This is a genomic window from Nocardia carnea, assembly GCF_029869215.1.
Taxonomy (GTDB): Bacteria; Actinomycetota; Actinomycetes; order Mycobacteriales; family Mycobacteriaceae; genus Nocardia; species Nocardia carnea_B.
Window position 1 is genome coordinate 1 of record NZ_JARWPM010000350.1, and the last position, 15887, is coordinate 15887.

Here is a 15887-nt window from a genome sequence, read left to right on the forward strand (position 1 = left end):
GGGGGGGGGGGGGGGGGGCGCGTCCCCCCCGCGCGGGGGTGTCCTCCCCCCCCCCCCCCCCCCCCGGGCCGGCGCCCGCCGGGGCCGGGGCGGGCGGGGGGGCCCCCCCCCCCCCCCCCCCCCCCCCCCCCCCCCCACGACCATCGCCGATCTCGCGACCCGCTGCGGTTTCACGCCCGCCTGGTTCTCCGCCGCGTTCAAGGAACGATTCGGCCAGACACCCCGGGAGTTCCGGCAGCTCCGCCGCGCCGAAATCACCGCCGGGCGGGCGTGATCCGTCACGTTACGCCGCGGGCCCCAGCCGCACCGGCAGCTCGACCGGGCCGACGGTACTGATCTGCATCGTGTACTCGATATCCTTCGGCTCCACCGCCAGATCCAGCTCGGGGTAGCGGGCGAACAGTGTGGCCAGCGCGATCCGGCTCTCCAGCCGCGCCAGCGGCGCACCCAGGCAGAAATGCGGTCCGCGACCGAAACCCAGCTGATCCTTGTGGTCGTGGTCGATATCGAAGGTATCGGCGTCCGGATTCCGTTCCGGATCCAGCCCGACCCGCCCGTACCACAGCGTCGGGCTGCCGGCCGGGATCTCGACACCGGCGACGGTCACATCGGTGACCGGATAACGCATCAGCGCGCCCACCACCGAGGACCGGTAGCGCAGCGCCTCCTCCACCACATCGGCCCAGCGGTTCCCGGCCCGGGCACGGGCGAGCTGTTCGGGGAACTGCCGCAGCGCGACCACGGCGTTGCCGAGCAGATGCACCGTGGTTTCGTGCCCGGCGACGATCACCAGCCACAGCACGCCGATCAGTTCTTCTTCGGTCAGTTCGTTCGCGTCGTTGGCGGCCAGCAACGCCGAGGTGAGGTCGTCGCCCGGTGCGGCGCGTTTGCTGTGCAGCAGTTCGACGAAATAGCCGCTCATCGCCGCCATCGCCGCCTGCGTTTCCTCGCCGGTGCTGGTGGCCGACACGATGGTCAGCGTCCAGTTCTTCAGCCGCGGCTGATCGGCGACGGGCACACCGAACAGATCGCAGATCACCCGGACGGGCAGCGGCGTGGTGTAATTCGCGACCAGATCGATCTCGTCTCCGGCCGGGAAGGCAGCGATCAGCTCGTCGGCGATCTGCTGGATGCGGGGTTCCATGGCCGCGATCCGGGCGGGAGTGAACGCCTTGTTGATCGTCTGGCGCAGCCGGCGGTGTTCGGCGCCGTCCTGGTTGAGCATATGTTCGGCGTCTGTGAGCGCCCGCAGCGGCCAATCCGCGGGAATCGTGCCGTCCCGCAGGGCCGGGCAATGCGAGGGGTGCTTGGCGAAAATCTTGTCGTCGAGTACTTCCTGTACCGCGCGATGACTGACGGCGAGCCACGCACGCACACCACCGAGCAGTTCGATCGGAACCACCTCGCCGGCGCGCGCGATGCGGTCGTAGGTTTCGGGAATGGACTCACCGGGAGTCGGAAGCTGGATCAGCGGCTCGGACATGTTGCCTCCCTGGGTTTTTCGGCCTACCGGGGGCAAGTGTGCGGCGCCATCCGGGGCCGCACAAACGCTGCCGGAGTTCCTGCCGCCTACCGATAGTCCGGCGCACCGAACCGTAAGAAGCCGCTTGTACGGAGACTATGGCCGCTCCACCGGCTGATCCCCCGGGCATCGACCCACCCGGCGGCGGTGGATACAGCACTTATTCCGCCTGCTTGCGGACTCGCAGATCATGGGCGATACCCGAGTCGGGAGGACGGGTGTTGTCGATGGTGAAGGTGACCCGGTCCGGCCGGTAGCGGTCGTCGCCGTATTCGACCGGTTCACCGGCCGCCGTCGAGGTCCGGCGGCGTTCCCGCAGCAGCGGGGCACCGGCGGTGATGCCCAGCAGTTCCGCATCGAGTGTGTCGGCGGCGAGCGCGTCGATGGTGTGCCGCGCGGAATGCAGGTCGACACCCTGCCGGGCGAGGTACGCGTAGATCGATGCGGCGTCCGGGTCGAAATCGAACAGCAGCCGCCCGACGGGCTCCACGAACGCGGCGCGTTCGAGCATCACCGGCTCACCGTCGAGCGACCGCACCCGCAGTACCTCGACCACGGGCGTGCCCTCCTCGATTCCCAGCGCCGCGGCCGCCGCCGCACCCGCACCACGGCGCGCGATCTCCACGGTGCGCTGCCCCGGCGTTCTACTGATCCGCTGCGCCCAGGCGGTGAACGACAGCAGGCTTTCGAACGGTTGCCCGAGCGCGGTATCGCGCACCACCGGCGGGCGGCCCTGACCGACCGCGATGAGCCCTTCGTGCCGCAGGGTCGCCAGCGCGGTACGGACGGTGCCCCGGGACGCGCCGAACTCCGCGCACAACCGCGCTTCCGAGGGCAGCGACGCGCCGGGCGGGAGTTCACCGCGCCGGATCCGCTCCCTGAGCGCGGCGGAAACCCTGCCGTGCAGCGGTGTGGCCACATCGTCCCCCTGATCCGCGTTTCTATGCACCGGCCGAACTTGACCGGACAAGCATACGCAATCGGTCACCACGATTCGATTCGAACTGCGGCGACCTCGTCAAACTATCGGTGAACTTATATAGACAAGTTGCTCACGCGGCTTGAACTTGCGCGGCCGGCCTTGCGAGTATTCCCGGCATGACAGCTACCTCGTCCACGTCCGCAACCCTGCCTGCCGACCCCGTCGATCTCGCCGTCGTCGGTGCCGGAATCGTGGGCCTCGCCCACGCCGTCGATGCGGTGGAGCGGGGTATGCGGGTCGCGGTCGTGGAACGTGACGCCCGCGCCGTGGGCGCGTCCATCCGCAACTTCGGGCACCTCTGCGTCACCCCCCAGGCCGGCACCGTCCTCGACTACGCCTTGGCCGCCCGCGAGAAATGGTTACAGCTGTCCGAGAAGGCCGGGTTCGAGATCGTGCGCGCCGGCACGCTCGTCGTCGCCCGCAGCACCGCGGAAATGGGGGTCCTCGAGGAATTCGCCGCCGCCCGCGGCCGCGAGCAGGTCGTCCTGCTCGACCGCGCCGCCGTCGAGAAATCGTTCCCCGCCGCCCACCCCGGCAGCGAAATCGTCGGCGGCGCGCATCTGCCGCTGGACCTGCGGGTCGATCCCCGCGCGGCGATCCCCGCACTGGCGGCCTGGCTCGCGGCGAACGGCGTCGACTTCGCCTGGCACACCCACGCCGGCGCCCTCTCCCCCGGTGCCGTCCACACCGCCCGCGGCGACCTGTCCGCCACCGCGATCGTGCACGCCTCCGGCCACGACGTAGACCGACTCTTCCCCGCCCTCGCCGAGGAATACGACGTCCGCCGCTGCAAACTGCACATGCTGGAGGTCGACCCGCCCGGCGACGTCCGCATCGACCCCGCCGTGCTCACCGGCTATTCGATGCTCCGCTACGGCGGCCTCGCCGCCACCTCCGCCGCGGCCGAGGTGCGCCGCGAAATCACCGCGCGCGCCCCCGAAACGCTGGACGCGGTCATGAACCTCATGCTCACCCAGCGTCCCGACGGCGCCGTCGTCCTCGGCGACACCCACCACTACAGCCGCACCCACCTCCCGTTCGACGAGGAATCGGTCACCGGCCTGCTCCGCCGTGAAGGCGCCCGCCTCTTCGGCGTCGAGAACCTCACCGTCCGCCGCCGCTGGCGCGGCATCTACGCCGACTCACCCCAAACCGATTTCCTGGTCGCCACCCCCGCGCCCGGTATCCGGGTCGTCTCGGTGACCTCCGGCATCGGCATGACCACCGCCCTCGGCCTGGCCCCCACCGTCCTCGACGGACTGCTCTGATCAGCCGGCGGCGGTCGTAATCGCGGCCGCGACCTCGTCGGGATGCGATACCGGCGACGCGTGCGCGGAGTCGAGTTCCGTGGTCTGCGCGCCCATCCGGTTCGCCATGAACCGCTGCGACGAGGGCGGAATCACCCGGTCCTGACCCGACACCAGATACCAGGTCGGAACTCCCGCCCAGGACGGTGCACCGGACGGCTCCAGGTTCGCGGCGACGGCGATCGACTTCTGGTGGGCGAGCATCTGATCGGCCGTGGCGGTATCGACGTCCTGCGCGAACACGTCGTGGAAGCGGTCGGGCGCGATATAGCCGTCGAGGTTGCGGCCCATCGGCCCCTGCGGATCGTCCACCAGCTTCACCTGCAGCGCCGGCGGAAGCAGCCGACTCCCCGGGAACCGGATCGGATCCAGCGCCAGCTGGGCGATCTCACCCTGGACCGGCGCGAACGCCGCGACGTACACCATCGACACGACATCGGGATCGTGCACGTTACTGATCACGAATCCGCCGTAGGAGTGCCCCACCAGCACCACCGGGCCCTCCACGGTGTCGAGAACCGCCTGAACGGCCGCCGCATCGCGCGCGGGCCCACGCAGCGGATTGTCCGGGGTCAACACTCGGTGCCCCTGTGCGCGCAGGCGCGCCGCGACACCATCCCAGCCGGTGGGGTCGGCGAACGCCCCGTGCACCAGCACCACGGTCGGCAACGATTGGGCAGCCGCGGGAATCGCGCCCCCCAGCGCCGCGGTCAACGCAACGATCACAGCGAACAACGCAACACGCACAGTGCGAAATGTGGTCATGGATTCCCTGTCCGGTCTCGATCGGTCTCTCACGAAGTCGAGCAGCCCGGCACCGACACATTCGGTGCCGCACAGGTGATACGGCCACTGATCTTAACTCCCCGCCGTCAGGGGCATGCCGATAGGACTCGTCCGGGAGGCGTGACCGAGTCCGTGTTTCGATGAACCGCGGCTGAGCCAGGGCCGGAGTTCCCCTCCGAATCCGGCCCGCCAACCGTGCGGCTGTCCCCGACGACCTGCGGAAGGTCAAGGGTTCGGAAATCTGCCAGGCAATTCTCCGCCACACGAAGATAGGCTCTGGCTGTAACCGAAGCGAACCGGCGGCCCTCTGATCGGCCTCACCGGGCGGGGAACCTCGCGCTGTCCACAAGACGTCGGACCGTGAAGACCGTATGCCGGGTACGGCCGGGAATCTCGGACCGTCTCGGCCCATTCGTCGTGCATTGCCGCCCTATCTGCTGGTCGTGTTAGTTGCTCAGCAGACAGCCGGGTACTCGGAATACGCGGCAGATGCGAGCTGTCAAACGTCCAGCCAGGGGAATGAGCCGCCCGACTTGGCCACAGCTAAACACAAGCGTGTGGCACGACGCAACCAGCACAGCGATCGCCGGAGCATGCGACATGGCGAGCAGTCGGCAGACATGTTTGAGTGGTCGCATGGAATCGTTCAGCGCCACGCTGCCCGTGGACGCGCTGCCACATCCGCCGGGCCGGTTACCGATCATCGGGGACGTGGCCAGCGTGGACCGGCACCGCCCGACGCAGCACGAGCTGAAACTCGCCCAGGGCGGACTGGGCCCGATCTTCGCGCGCAAACTGCTCGGCACCCAGTTGATCATCGTGGCCGGGGGCCGACTGGCAGCCCAGTGCAATGACGAAACAAATTGGGGCCGTGTGCTTCTGGGCCCGCTGGCGAAGCTGCGCCCGATGGCACCACACGGGATGTTCACCGCGAGCTCCAAGGATCCGCTCTGGGGACAGGCCCGGCGTATTCTCACCCCGGGTTTCGCGCAGGCCGCGATGCGCACCTACCACGACGCGATGTCCTCGGTGGCCGATGATCTGGTGGCGGAGTGGACCTCGGCCGCTGGCGGGTCGGTGGCAGTCCATTCGGCGATGACTCGCGCCACCCTCGAGGTGATCGCCCGAGCCGGGTTCGGACGCAACCTGCGGTTGCTCGATTCCACCGGCGACGGCAGCGATTCCCACCGTTTCGTGCGAGAACTCGGCCGCACCCTGCAGTGGGCCTCGGAATCCACCAACGATGTGCCGATCCTCGGCCACCTCCGCGAAGCCCTGCGCGCTTCGAGTGTGCGGCGCGATATCGCCTCACTGCAGCAGTATGTCGACGAACTGATAGCGGGCCGGCAGGTCGCGAACGACGGCGAACCGACCAATTTGCTGGATTTGATGCTGACCGCTGTCGATCCGGAGACCGGGACACGCCTGCCGACCGCCAACGTGCGCGACCAGACACTCACGTTCCTGATCGCCGGGCACGAGACCACCGCGGCGCTCCTCGAAGTCGCCCTGTACCACCTGGCGCGGAACTCCTCCTATCAGGAGCGCGTACGAGCCGAAATGCCCCTGCAGGCGGCAAGCCTCGACTACGACTCCGTGACCAGGATGCGATTCACACGCCAATTCCTGAACGAATGCCTGCGTCTCTGCCCGCCCGCGCCCGGCTATTTCCGGATCGCGCGCGCCGACCAGAACCTCGGCGGTTACCGGATTCCGGCCGGCCGCGCCGTCTTCGTGCTGGCACTGGCCGCCCACCGCGACCCGGAGGTCTGGGGTCCGGCAGCCGGCGACTTCGACCCCGATCGCTTCGATACCGCCGCTCTGCGCGCCTTCCCCGATCGGTTCTTCCAGCCGTGGGGCACAGGTCCCCGTTCCTGCATCGGCCGCGCGTTCGCCCTGCACGAGGCAACGCTCCTGCTCGGCCGGCTGGTACACGCCTTCGACCTGCACAGCTCCTCCGACGCACCACTGGCTCTCCAGGAGCGGGGCACCCTGCGCCCCGAACCCTTCGAGTTGATCGCCCGTGGCCGCTCGACGGCCACCGTTCCGGAAAGGTAGACGCCTTCCGATGTCATGGTTTCTCATCGAGGCGCTGGGGCCACTGGATACCCCGATGACCATCGTCGCCAAGGACGGCGAACGCCGTGACTGGGTCTCCCTGCGTTCCCTGCAACGCAACGAGGGTGTGGACGCCGCCGACCTGGCCGACTGGGTCCGCCAGTCCGGTTCCGAAGTCGACCAGGTCGTCTCGGGCCGCGGCGGTCACCGCCGCGTGCGCGCCCTCCCCGTCCTCGGCCCGGAAGACGACGTATACGCCCTGCACCTCTGGGTCGGCGCACCCGACGAACCGATTCCCGCCCACCGCCCCGCAGCCGGAATCGGCTGGTACGCCGGCGAATTACAGGTCCAGCAGCGTCTCGAATCCTGGATGATGAGCACCGACGACGCCGACGGCTTCAAACGCGTGCGCTCACCGGGTGAATTCTTCCGCAAGGTGGTGAAATTCGACGACGCCACCGCGTTGATAGCCCTCGGCACCAACCCCGAGCCCGACGCCCAGTTCACCTCGAACATCGTGGTACTGCACGACAACGGCCATTTGATGAACTGGCAGATCTTCGCCCGCGGCCGCACGGACCTGGAACGAGCCGGGCTCCGCGGCCTCACCCACGATGTCTCCGACGTCGAACCGGCGGCCCTCGGCCCCCACGAAGCCCTCGGCCTCACCGACGAACCCGGCCCCGAAACCCCGGCCGCCGCATTACTCGCCTTCCCACCCACCGGCGCCCCGCTCATCGCCCAGTGGATCGGCCACGTCCCCACCTGGATCGACTGGCAACGCGAAGGCGACGCCGAACTCATCCACCGCGACGACTGGGCCGCGGTCGCCAAATCGGCGATCATGCTGCAGTCCGGCCTCCCCGGCACAAAGGCCGTCACCCCCGCCCGCATCCGCGCCCACAACCCCAGCGGATGGCAGCCGGTCACCATCACCTCGAGCCGCTACCCCGGCGAAGTCGGCAGCCGCCTGCACATAGTCAGAATCGCCCGGGTCGAGTAGAGCGGCCTCGAGGTCGACATGCGGGACAGTAACCCCAGACCGACATCCGCTATTTCCGGATTCGATCGCCGGCCAGCGAAAACCCCGTGGGTAGAGCTGCATCGGGGTGACAAGCGCGGCCAGGTCGGTGACCAGGGCCGCATTGCTTCGGCATGCTGGAAGCCCGTACGACAGCAGCTCTGGCGTCGTGTTCGCAAATATACGGAGCTCCGGTGTCGTCGCGTCCGCAATAATCACGTGTTCAGTCGGCCCTTCGATACGCAGTGAGAGTCTGTTTGACGGCGTCGGTCACGGGGGGTTCTTCGGTGGGTGGGGTCCAGGTGTACGCGTCATGTTCGGTGAGCCGTACAGGTTCGAAGGCGGTGCAGTGCACGGTGAAGTTGAATTGGCGGCTGCGTTTACCGCTGCCGGAGCGGTAGTCGAAGCTGTCGATGTAACGGCCGATGCCGGTGACCTGGAGGCCGGTTTCCTCTTCGACTTCGCGGGCGAGGGCTTCGTCGAGGTTTTCGCCGGGTTCGACTTTGCCGCTGGGCAGTTCCCAGATGCCGCCCATGAAGTCGTTCCCGGGGCGGCGCAGCAGAAGGATACATCCGTCGTGTTCGACGACCGCGCCGACGACGAGTTGCTGGACGCCGTCGCGTTCGGCTTCGGTGGTGAGGTGGTCGAGATGGCTCGTCATAGGTTCACCCTTTCAGGTGGTCGGCGTGGTGGATGACATTTTCGATGGCGTCGAGGTAGCGGTCGACGAGGGGGAGGTCGTGTTCGCGGTGCCACACCGGGAGCTCGAGGGTGCGGTGGTGCAGGCGTTCGGCGCGCGGAAACTCTCCTGGACGGTAGGCGAATTCGCCAGCGTATTCAGGGAAGAGGGTACCGGGTGTCCGGAACAGTTCCAGCAGGTTGAGCGGACAGGTGGAACCCGGCCGGTCGATTTCCCGGCAGCCTTCGGCGAGTAGCGCTTGGTGGATGCGTTCGACGGGGATTCCGCCGAGTTCCTCGGGCCGGTATTCCAGAGCCATCCCGTACCAGGAGGGCCGGGTCTCGGGGCCGGACCGGGGTGCGACTATCCCGGGTAAGCCGTCGAGGCGGTCGGCGATGTGGGCTGCGATCCGGTTGCGACCGGTCAGGTAGTCGTCGAGATGGCCGAGTTGGTCGAGTGCGATGGCGGCGGCCAGCGGGTGGATGCGGTGTTTGAGGCCCATGCCGGTGACCGCGTAGCGGTGCAGGGAGTGGTGTTCGGGGATTTCGTTGCGGCAGCGTTTGTTGTATTGGCCGTGCAGGAGCAGACGGTAGTAGAGGTTGTCGTCGTCGGTAAGGACGAATCCGCCTTCGCCGGCCGAGAGCGGTTTGGGCCCGTTCATGCTGAAGGCGGCGGCGCGGCCGAAGGTGCCGACCTTGCGGCCTGCGATGGTGGCGCCGTGGGCGTGCGAGCCGTCTTCGAGGAGCTGCAGCCCGTAGACCTCGGCTAGACCGGCGAGGCTGCGCATCTGGGCGGGCATCCCCCACATGTGCGTGACAACAACGGCTTTGGTCTTCTCTGTGATGCGCTGGGGAAGTTCGCATGGGTCGAGATTGCCGGTGTCGTCGCAGTCGGCCAGGACCGGGATGACGCCCAGGTGTAGCAGAGGGGTCGCGGTGGCGAAGAAAGTGTAGGCGGGCACGATGACTTCATCGCCCGGACGCAGCCCGCAGGCGGCATACAACGAGTAGAGGGCTGCGGTGCCGGAACTGGTGAGCACGGCGTATCGGCTGCCGAAGTAGGCGGCGAGAGCGTCTTCGAGGTCGGCGATGACGCCGGAGCGGTCGTAGATGGAGATGGCGTCGCCGAGTTGGTCCAGTACAGCTTTGCGGGTGAGGTGGTCGGTCGGCGGCCACTGGAAGTGCGGGGGCGGGTCGCTGACGGCGGGAGTGCCGCCGAGCAAAGCGAGGGGCGAGTTCACCGGAGCTCCTTGGGGTCGACGGTGGTGTGAGTGCGGGCGGCTTGATAGCAGGCGGTGACGAATCTCAGGTGGCCCAGGTGTTGCCGGGGTCCGCTGAGGTTGGGGCGTTCACCGTCGATCACCCGGCGGAAGTAGTCGATCTGTGTGGTCGCGGCCGAGGGCCAGGCCTGTTCCCGGAACAGGGATTCGACGACTTCGCCGTCATTGGTGAGGCGGCGGATGCGGCCGCGTTCGAGATGGACCATGCCTTTGGAGCCGACCAGTCGCAGCTCCTCGGCCTTGGGTCCGATGAAACGGGACAGCAGAATCGACCCGTAGAGTCCGGAGTCGTAGGAGAAGTGCACCAGTGCGGTGTCTTCGGCGTCGTATTCTCGGTCCGGGCGGGCATCGACCGACAGGTCCGCCGTAATCCGGTCGGGCAGACCGAAATACCACAGGATCAGGTCGATGACGTGGTAGCCCATGTCGATCAGGCAGCCGCCGCCGGCGGTGGCGATGTCGCCGCGCCACCCGTCAGAGGGGTCAGCGGTGTGCAAGGTGTAGCGGGCGTCGATTACGAATGGCGTCCCGACCTGGTCGGCCAACTGCGGAAAGCTCGTGTAGATCGGGTTGAAGCGCCGTTGCAAGGTAACCATCAGCTCGATCCCGGCGTCCTCGCACAGCCGCGCCAGCTCCCGAGCCTCGGTCAGTGACGTGGCGAACGGTTTCTCCTTCAGCACGTGGACACGGTGCTCGGCCGCGGCTTCGATCACCCGGCGGCCGACGCAGTGCGGAACGCACACCACAACCAGATCCAACTGCTCCGAGCCCAGCATGGCGGTGAAGTCGGTGTACCCGGGGACCCGGCACCGGTACTGGTGTTCGCGCACGATCTCGGGATCCTCATCGCACACCGCCACCAGTTCGGCAGTCTCGCAGGATGCCAGCCCGGGCAGATGATCCTCGAGCGCCTGCCTACCCAACCCGATCACGCCCACACGCAGCGGAACACGCCGTCGCGGCACGAGAGCTACTGGGCGAACGGTGAACTCGCCTGCACTTGTCGGAACATCCGGGTGCCCCTGCACGGTGGCACAGTCGAGCGCAGTCATCGGATCGCTCCTGTCAATTCCCGATCCCGCACCCCGGGCGATGCCTCAGCAACCAGCACGCCCGCGCCGGCCTCACACCAGAGCCGTGTCTCCACCGCCTGCCGGAGGGCGGCTCGCCGGGTCAAATGCTCGAGCTCGGGTACCACGACATTGCGACATTGCGCGCGTATCAGCTCCGCGATCAGCGCATCCAGCCCCGCCCGCCCGTAGGTGCGTTCGTGGAACACCATGCCCAGGTCATAGCCTTGCCGATCGGCGAACAGCTCAATCCTTCTCTCGCATTCCCGTATGTGTTCGCCCGCGACGTCGAGTCGCAAATAGCCGTAGGCAAGTGGTTTCATCGTCCTCTCCTCCCGCCGCACGAGAATCAGGTCTCGTCCGGTCCGGTATGTGCGTTGAACTGTTCCTCCAGACTTCTGGGCGGCGCGGAATTCCAGGAGGGCAGATTGTGGGGCAGATCACGGTGAACAGCTCCCGAGTTCGGGCAGGTCGATAGACTGGGCGCGGCCGATCGAGGGGAGCGAAGGTGCCGACACCGAACCTGAAACTGCAGCAGCGCCGGGAAGCGACCCCGTCACCGACCGTGGCGGGGCGGTCGATGACCCGCGCCGAACTGGCTGAAGCAGTCAACGACCATCTGTGGCGAACCATCGGACGACGCTGTGAACTCGACGCGCATACGATCGCCCGCTACGAACGCGGCGCAGTGCGCTGGCCCGGCAAGGACTACCGCCAAGCGCTGTGCGCGGTGCTCCACGCCACCGAGACCGAACTCGGCTTCGTCGCCGCCCGCCGCACAAAAGCCACCGAACGTCGAGATGCGCTGGCGGTCAATCTTTTCAGCCCCTTCGATCCCGAACACATCCCCACCGACTACCTGACAGGATCGAAGACCGTGGGCCGCGTCGGACGGTCCGACGTGGACAAGGTCCGGTGCGCGGTCGCCGCAGCCGCCGCGGCGGAGAACCTGCACGGCGGTGGGTCAGCCACCGACAGCGCGGCCCACCATCTCAGCGTCTTCGCTCCGCTGCTGCGCGCCCACGCCGCCCCCATCACCCGGCAAGCGCTCTGCGAGGCAGTCGGCAATCTCAGCGGCATCGCCGCGTACTCCGCCTTCGACATTGCCGCCCACACCCAAGCCGAACGACGCTTCCGATTCGCCCTCTGGTGCGCTGACGCCGCAGGATCTTGGGAACTACGCGCCGCGACCCTTGCCGACATGGCCCGCAAAACCACCTATGTCGGCAATCCCGACGGAGCACTTTCACTGATCGAACTGGCCCAGGTCCGCGCCGACCGCCTCACCTCCACCACCCGCGCCATGCTCGCCACCCTGCGCGCACAATTCCTATCCGCACTCGACCGCACCGACGACGCCCTTTCCGAAGTCGCACGCGCCGACGAGCACTTCGCCGCCCGCAACCCCGACGAGGACCCCGCCTGGATGTGCTACTACGACGACGCCGAACACCTCGGCAGCACCGGCAAAGCCCTCATCCCCGTCGCCCTCGCACGCAGGCGAATCGAACTGGCCGCACCCCGCCTCCAGCAAGCCATCCGACTCCAAGGCGACAACTACCCCCGCTCACGAACCTTCTCCCGCACCCGCCTGGCCACCCTCACCATGCAACTCGGCGACCCTCGCACCGCCGCCGCCCTCGGCATGCAAGCCGTCACCGACGCCACACACTTCCACTCCCAGCGCATCCGCGACGAACTCATGAGTCTCGCCGCCGCCACGACACCACACCGCAGAATCACCGAAGTCGCCGAACTCCGCCGTACCATCGCCGGCCTACCGGAACTCGAGGCGACCCCATGACTCTCGCCTCGGCAGCCGGGATCCTCGAACAAGCCGCCGCCCACGCCGGCCTCGACGCCTCCACCGCCACCCCGCTTCGCACCGGAGCCCACGCCATCTTCGAATTCGCCGGCGGAATCATCGCCCGCATCGGAAAACCCGGCAGCACAGAGACCGCCCGTCGCGAGCTACGCATCTCCCACTGGCTCAACCGCTCCGGCATCCCGGCCGTCGAAGCCGTGGACACATTGCCGCAGCCGATCGTCATCGACGACCACCCTGTCACCTGGTGGCAGCTCATTCCCGACCACCGCCCCGCCACCCCCGCCGAACTCGGCACAGCCCTCGCCCGCCTGCACACCCTCACCCCACCGACCACCTTCGAACTCCCCGCATACCAGCCGTTCGCCGGACTCGAGGAACGAATCACCACAGCCGCTGCCCTCACCGGTGACGACCGGCAGTGGCTGATCCAGCAGTACAGGGAACTCCGGCGACGCTACGAACAACTTCCGCCGGTGAACCGGACCTCGGTGATCCACGGCGACGCCTGGCAGGGCAACCTTGTCCTACCCCCGACCGGCACACCGACATTCCTCGACCTCGACAAAGTCTCCCTCGGACGCCCCGAATGGGACCTCATCCAGCTAGCCGTCGACCACACCGACTTCAACCGCCTCCACACCGACGACTACCACGCCTTCGTCAACGCCTACGGCGGATACGACATGACCACCACACCCGAATTCCGCATTTACGCCGACATCCAAGAACTCCGCTGGACCGCTTTCGCCATCAGCTTGTCCCACCACCGCCCCGCGGCACGAGCCGAAACCGCCCATCGGATCGCCTGCCTGCGTGGTCGCATCCCAAAACCCTGGCAATGGAACGCGCTGTAGCGACACCGCCGAACCGACCGTGCTGGCCGAAGCCGAACTCATCGAAGCCACCAACGCCGTCCCCACCACAGTCGGCCTCGATGAGATGGCCGTGCGGCTGCCGGATCGCAGCTTCCTCACCGCGCTCGCGGGACGACGCCCTCGGCGACCCCGCCCTCCATATCACTTTGATTATCGCCGTAATGGGACCCGGAGAATTGTCGGACGCATCGGCTGACGTTTTGAACCGATTGGCTGAGGATGCCAACGCCAGCGGCCCACAGTTGTCCTGCCAAATATTCGGAAGTGCTGACTTTCATGCGAGGCTCCGCAGAGACGTTGCACCTAGTCCTATATCGTTTACGGTTTGGATGAACAATTGGATCCGTAGGGACACGCCATATGAAGCCTGGCAAGGGACTGTCCCGGTTCAGAATGTATCCACATGGTTCGAGGAGCATTCAGATCGCTTATTCGAGCAGAATGTCAGGAATTCACTCGGCCGCACCCGTATCGACTCCGGAATTAAGGACACCCTCCGTGAGGAGCCGGAGAATTTTTGGTACTTCAACAATCGAATTTGGAGGTCTGTGGAATTACACCGGGCGGTTGGGGATGCGCTGGCGATCGAGCGTAAACAACTCAATGGACGCGCTGCCGATGTGACTCGCCGTGGTAAAATGCTGATTTCTCATCTAGTTTTTCAGCGAGTCGAGCAAGATCTACTGGACGACCCTGCCGCTGATTGGTCAGCAGTGCTGGCCCGGGTGCCGGACTGGACATCGCAGTGTGCATCGTGGTTGATCTACCACTTGGATGCCGAATACGGACGTAATTCGTTCCTCAGCAGTACGTTCATCGACGAGACGCGCTGCCGGCACCAAGCGAAGATTGTGCTGGAAGATGTCGCTGTCGGTAGGGAAGTGCCTGAACTGTTGCCGGACTACCGTCCGCCGGCGAGGAGAGCACGCCGGTCCCGGCGACCGAATTCCGTAGCGCTGCTGGTAGATGCCGGCACTATCAACGACGGGACCTCTCTCTACTTCCATACAGAGACCGAACCGAAAGGTCAAGCTGTAGACCGCTGGCTTGCTGCAGATCCGCGGCGGGCTCAGGCGACCTGGGTCAACGACCGCCTGAAGTGTCTGCTATGGGCATACGACGGCAAGCAGTACTCTGCCACCGGGCTGGTGCAGGCCATTTGGTCCTTGGCGCCGTATGAGCATTCTCCTGTAGCTGTACAGGGCACGCGACGGTGGAAGCTTGCAGGCGGAGAGTCGCTTGCGGATCTCGCATCAGGTTTGCACAAGGAAGAATCCGAAGCAGAATAGATCTAATGACCGAGAAGTAAGGCCAAATTTGCAAGATCGGCGACTAGCCTTTGCAGATCAACGGAGCCGTGACTACCGGGATCTGTTTGCATTTTGACTCAATTGAAGAGGTGGCCTTCGAGCCGGGTCATCATGATCGCGATGTCCTTGACATGGTTTGTCAACCGACGCAGGTCTTTGCTGCATTTGCCGAGCTCCTGCACTCGCGTTGAGTCGTCGGTGGGGAGGTTGGCGGGATCAGTCATGATCCCCCTAGGGAACCAATAGTTCGCGGACGGCTGCGACCACCTCGGTCCAGTTTTCCTCGGAAATGAATTCCACCAGATCGTTCCCATCATCCAACTGGGTGTGCTCGATCGGCAGATGTTCCATAGCAGCACGCGGTGGTTACAGCACGGTGTCGGCGCCGTCGCGGACCAGGATTCGGTCTACGGCAGGCATCAAACAGGCGCGTTCGGAAAGCAGCACGGCGAAGGTGAACTTCTCCTCGTCCTTGCTCGCTTGGAAAACACCTGGGGGGTCGTACCGTGGGTCCGGCCACTGCACACGGCGCATCAGTTCGAGTAGGCGGCGACCGCGCGTGCGTTCGTCGTCCTGGTCGAGTTCGGGCAGAGACCACGGGCCCAGGGCGAGCTGATGCAGTGCCCAGTCGTCGTTGTACACGTCGCCGAGTTCGCCGGGCGGGAGCGTGCCGTATTCGGTGTCGACGTCGCCGCCGGCATGGTGCGCCGCAGTGCGCAGTATCCGGAGGGCCAGGTCGAGATCTTCCGGTGCGGACGCCGCGGGCAGTGTCACCTCGAGGGTCCCGTCGGACCAGGCGACGGTCAGTACCCGGGTGGAGAATCCTTCCCGGTATGGGTACCACGCGCCGGGAGCGTTCACCGGATCACCAGGCGCGTCGCCCCGCCAACGGAGGCCGGCAAGTCGTGGAGCGAGAATGCCTGCTGGAAAGGGTAGTTCGATAGCGACGGTGAAATCGGTGCTCACATGCCCAGCATGGTCCGGCTTCTCCGCCACCGCACCCGCTTTTCCTCCATCACCGCGGAGTGGCAGCAACCTCTTCCTGCGGGCCCGCTGTTGCAGGATGAGGATGCCGATGGTGTTCGGCCAGGCCATCAAACCGACCCCGATATCGCCCGTGCCGAGGGCATAATCAAATGGTGAAGGTTCCCGGCTGTACAGCAGCTGGGG

General features: G+C 66.5%; 16 protein-coding genes. 7 read left to right on the forward strand and 9 right to left on the reverse strand.

Annotated elements, in window-relative coordinates; all coding sequences use genetic code 11:
* The first annotated feature begins 142 nt into the window (after nt 1-142).
* Nucleotides 143-274: a helix-turn-helix transcriptional regulator gene (locus QH276_RS35595; protein WP_432278727.1), complete on the forward strand. Its 132-nt coding sequence runs from the start codon at nt 143-145 to the stop codon at nt 272-274.
* A 9-nt stretch (nt 275-283) separates the two neighbouring features.
* On the opposite strand, the gene QH276_RS24370 is transcribed toward QH276_RS35595, so the two are convergent.
* Together QH276_RS24370 and QH276_RS24375 are read right to left on the reverse strand one after the other, a co-directional pair.
* The gene (locus QH276_RS24370; RefSeq protein ID WP_280401719.1) at nt 284-1483 is read right to left on the reverse strand and encodes a cytochrome P450 family protein; all 1200 of its coding nucleotides are present in this window, start codon (nt 1481-1483) and stop codon (nt 284-286) included.
* 199 nt (nt 1484-1682) lie between these two features.
* Nucleotides 1683-2471: a GntR family transcriptional regulator gene (locus tag QH276_RS24375; protein ID WP_280396530.1), complete on the reverse strand. Its 789-nt coding sequence runs from the start codon at nt 2469-2471 to the stop codon at nt 1683-1685.
* A gap of 149 nt (nt 2472-2620) precedes the next feature.
* Between QH276_RS24375 and QH276_RS24380 the strand changes: the two genes are divergently transcribed.
* Nucleotides 2621-3772 (forward strand): TIGR03364 family FAD-dependent oxidoreductase, encoded by a 1152-nt coding sequence (locus QH276_RS24380; RefSeq protein WP_280396529.1) that lies wholly within the window; start codon nt 2621-2623, stop codon nt 3770-3772.
* Here QH276_RS24380 and QH276_RS24385 read toward each other — a convergent pair whose 3' ends face one another.
* Complete coding sequence (locus QH276_RS24385; RefSeq protein WP_280396528.1) at nt 3773-4576, reverse strand: alpha/beta fold hydrolase; 804 nt, start codon at nt 4574-4576, stop codon at nt 3773-3775.
* Between the two features lie 657 nt (nt 4577-5233).
* On the opposite strand from QH276_RS24385, the gene QH276_RS24390 reads away from it, so the two are divergent.
* Entirely contained in the window at nt 5234-6655 is a 1422-nt protein-coding gene (locus tag QH276_RS24390; protein WP_280396527.1) for a cytochrome P450, read from the forward strand.
* Nucleotides 6656-6665: 10 nt separating this feature from the next.
* Nucleotides 6666-7658 carry a GAF domain-containing protein gene (locus QH276_RS24395; protein WP_280396526.1) on the forward strand — a complete coding sequence of 331 codons (993 nt, stop codon included), beginning with the start codon at nt 6666-6668 and terminating at the stop codon, nt 7656-7658.
* Between the two features lie 241 nt (nt 7659-7899).
* Here QH276_RS24395 and QH276_RS24400 read toward each other — a convergent pair whose 3' ends face one another.
* From QH276_RS24400 to QH276_RS24415, 4 genes are read right to left on the reverse strand one after another with little or no spacing between them, the layout of a single operon-like run.
* On the reverse strand, nt 7900-8337 hold the full coding sequence (locus tag QH276_RS24400) for an NUDIX domain-containing protein (RefSeq protein ID WP_280396525.1): 438 nt from the start codon (nt 8335-8337) through the stop codon (nt 7900-7902).
* A gap of 4 nt (nt 8338-8341) precedes the next feature.
* A complete protein-coding gene (locus QH276_RS24405; RefSeq protein WP_280396524.1) occupies nt 8342-9595 on the reverse strand; it encodes a DegT/DnrJ/EryC1/StrS family aminotransferase in 1254 nt (417 codons plus the stop codon).
* A complete protein-coding gene (locus QH276_RS24410; RefSeq protein WP_280398748.1) occupies nt 9592-10686 on the reverse strand; it encodes a Gfo/Idh/MocA family protein in 1095 nt (364 codons plus the stop codon). The genes QH276_RS24405 and QH276_RS24410 overlap by 4 nt, the downstream gene beginning before the upstream one ends.
* A complete protein-coding gene (locus tag QH276_RS24415; protein ID WP_280398749.1) occupies nt 10683-11027 on the reverse strand; it encodes a hypothetical protein in 345 nt (114 codons plus the stop codon). The genes QH276_RS24410 and QH276_RS24415 overlap by 4 nt, the downstream gene beginning before the upstream one ends.
* Nucleotides 11028-11212: 185 nt before the next feature.
* Here QH276_RS24415 and QH276_RS24420 point away from each other — a divergent pair, with 185 nt between their 5' ends.
* The 3 genes from QH276_RS24420 (at nt 11213) to QH276_RS24430 (ending at nt 14696) form a co-directional block, all read left to right on the forward strand.
* Nucleotides 11213-12508 carry an XRE family transcriptional regulator gene (locus tag QH276_RS24420; RefSeq protein ID WP_280398750.1) on the forward strand — a complete coding sequence of 432 codons (1296 nt, stop codon included), beginning with the start codon at nt 11213-11215 and terminating at the stop codon, nt 12506-12508.
* A complete protein-coding gene (locus QH276_RS24425; protein WP_280398751.1) occupies nt 12505-13386 on the forward strand; it encodes a phosphotransferase family protein in 882 nt (293 codons plus the stop codon). Before QH276_RS24420 ends, QH276_RS24425 begins: the two co-directional genes overlap by 4 nt.
* Nucleotides 13387-13736: 350 nt before the next feature.
* Nucleotides 13737-14696, forward strand: a complete 960-nt coding sequence (locus tag QH276_RS24430; RefSeq protein ID WP_280398752.1) for an AIPR family protein — start codon at nt 13737-13739, stop codon at nt 14694-14696.
* 98 nt (nt 14697-14794) lie between these two features.
* Here QH276_RS24430 and QH276_RS24435 read toward each other — a convergent pair whose 3' ends face one another.
* Nucleotides 14795-14941: a hypothetical protein gene (locus tag QH276_RS24435; protein ID WP_280398753.1), complete on the reverse strand. Its 147-nt coding sequence runs from the start codon at nt 14939-14941 to the stop codon at nt 14795-14797.
* Nucleotides 14942-15083: 142 nt separating this feature from the next.
* Nucleotides 15084-15812, reverse strand: a complete 729-nt coding sequence (locus tag QH276_RS24440; protein WP_280398754.1) for a hypothetical protein — start codon at nt 15810-15812, stop codon at nt 15084-15086.
* Nucleotides 15813-15887: the final 75 nt, after the last annotated feature.

Bases quoted from the DNA above. Each gene is read 5' to 3' on its own strand.
- QH276_RS24400 (WP_280396525.1), bottom strand. From the start codon at position 8,337: ATGACGAGCCATCTCGACCACCTCACCACCGAAGCCGAACGCGACGGC.
- QH276_RS24435 (WP_280398753.1), bottom strand. From the start codon at position 14,941: ATGACTGATCCCGCCAACCTCCCCACCGACGACTCAACGCGAGTGCAG.
- QH276_RS24440 (WP_280398754.1), bottom strand. From the start codon at position 15,812: ATGGCCTGGCCGAACACCATCGGCATCCTCATCCTGCAACAGCGGGCC.
- QH276_RS24395 (WP_280396526.1), top strand. From the start codon at position 6,666: ATGTCATGGTTTCTCATCGAGGCGCTGGGGCCACTGGATACCCCGATG.
- QH276_RS24385 (WP_280396528.1), bottom strand. From the start codon at position 4,576: ATGACCACATTTCGCACTGTGCGTGTTGCGTTGTTCGCTGTGATCGTT.
- QH276_RS24415 (WP_280398749.1), bottom strand. From the start codon at position 11,027: ATGAAACCACTTGCCTACGGCTATTTGCGACTCGACGTCGCGGGCGAA.
- QH276_RS24430 (WP_280398752.1), top strand. From the start codon at position 13,737: ATGAACAATTGGATCCGTAGGGACACGCCATATGAAGCCTGGCAAGGG.
- QH276_RS24410 (WP_280398748.1), bottom strand. From the start codon at position 10,686: ATGACTGCGCTCGACTGTGCCACCGTGCAGGGGCACCCGGATGTTCCG.
- QH276_RS24370 (WP_280401719.1), bottom strand. From the start codon at position 1,483: ATGTCCGAGCCGCTGATCCAGCTTCCGACTCCCGGTGAGTCCATTCCC.
- QH276_RS24380 (WP_280396529.1), top strand. From the start codon at position 2,621: ATGACAGCTACCTCGTCCACGTCCGCAACCCTGCCTGCCGACCCCGTC.
- QH276_RS24390 (WP_280396527.1), top strand. From the start codon at position 5,234: ATGGAATCGTTCAGCGCCACGCTGCCCGTGGACGCGCTGCCACATCCG.
- QH276_RS24425 (WP_280398751.1), top strand. From the start codon at position 12,505: ATGACTCTCGCCTCGGCAGCCGGGATCCTCGAACAAGCCGCCGCCCAC.